Here is a 1464-nt window from a genome sequence, read left to right as displayed (position 1 = left end):
CCGCGCCACATGACGGTATTGCCGGGTGGCGGATCGCTGGCGCGGGCGAGATAACCGCCGAGCCGGGCGACTTTGATCAAATAGTGCGAGAGCGTTTTCCGTCTTGCTTTTGGTCTGTCGTTGACGAGGCGATCGAGCACGCCGATTTCAGTCGCGGTCAACGCGAGGGTTGGCGGCGCGTCTGGAGCCGAACGGTTGAGCATCGTCATCCAAAAGACCCGCCAACTCAGGATGCAAAAGAGCGAGATCAGATTGGTCAGACGCTGGGCGGTCCTGAGCTTTGACTCCTCAGCTTTGCAGCCTGATTTGAGGATCTTGTGGAACACCTCGATCTTCCATCTCAAAGCATACCATTCGAGCTTCTCAATGGCGTCGGTGCGGGAGCTAACAGGTAGATTTGTGATCAGCTTCCACTCGATTTTCTTTCTATTCTTCGGCGTCACGCGTTCTTCGGCATGGATCACCGTCAGGGTCAGCGCTGGATAGCGCTTCTGCTTTCCGATCGGCGGCAGGACGCGAAGCTTGCGATATCTGATCTCGAGGACGGCTTCATCGGGATCGCCGTTGTTGTTTCTGACGTTGAGGCGATGCCGTCCTTTGACGGCAACCTCGTCCATTTCGTCGGCGATCGTGTGATTTCCATCTCCGGCCAAACGGTTAACGCAAGTCCTAATCACAAAATGCGTTCCAGCTTCCCGGGCCGCGCAGAACAGCTCATAGATGTCGCTCTCGCGATCACCGATATGGATGCACCGTCCCGGATCGCCCAGCAGCTCTGTGGATTGACGGACATTGTCCAGCCACCGAATGCTCTCCTTCTTCTCGATGGGAATGCGCGTCGGATTGATCTTCTTCTTAAGCGCGGCAGTCCCCTTGAATTTCTTCCGGGTCCAGAATTGGACCGCCGTCAGTCCAAGCGGCAGCCCTTCGGTTGTCACCGCCAGGCTCGAGTGCATCAGGATGCCGCAAACCGTGTGCGACCTCAGGCGGCCCGCCTTGTCGCGCCCACTGTTTATGCTCTTGGTGATCCCGATCGCGTCTGAGTTCTCTCTTTGATAACTGAACTCGGTCGTATCGTGGAGCACTAGAATAGGTCCGTCGGTGGCAATCGTGCGCTCACGCGTCGATTGAAAGTGGCCGGCCAGAATGTCCGCCTCACTGACCCGGTCGTTGGAGAAAAAACGATACGCAGCCTTGGTATTGGCCCAGTCCTGGCACACCAGCGGAATGCTTTCTCCCATGGCGCTCCCGATCTGCGCTACCAGTTTGCGGAGCCGCTTATTCAGGCGCTCGTCGGCAAGGTTGCAGCCAGCGAGCTCGCGATCAAACCATGCGTCGGCTTTTTCGTCCATTGGCACCGCCCCCTGCGAATCGGTGCCAGACAAGGAATCACGGTCGATTCCTGCGATGCAATAGTTGGTGCGCTCCCTCAGCCCCCTCGGCTAAATGTGGGTAATTGAAAGC

Annotated in this window: 1 protein-coding gene; it reads right to left on the bottom strand. The window is 57.4% G+C overall.

Annotated elements, in window-relative coordinates; all coding sequences use genetic code 11:
* Nucleotides 1–1352 (bottom strand): IS4 family transposase (locus IVA87_RS26845; protein ID WP_247335815.1); only part of this gene is annotated, 1352 nt, incomplete at its 3' end.
* Nucleotides 1353–1464: the final 112 nt, after the last annotated feature.

It is taken from the genome of Bradyrhizobium sp. 147, from assembly GCF_023073935.1.
In the GTDB taxonomy this organism is placed as follows: Bacteria; Pseudomonadota; Alphaproteobacteria; order Rhizobiales; family Xanthobacteraceae; genus Bradyrhizobium.
This window is presented reverse-complemented; position numbering and strand designations above follow the sequence as displayed.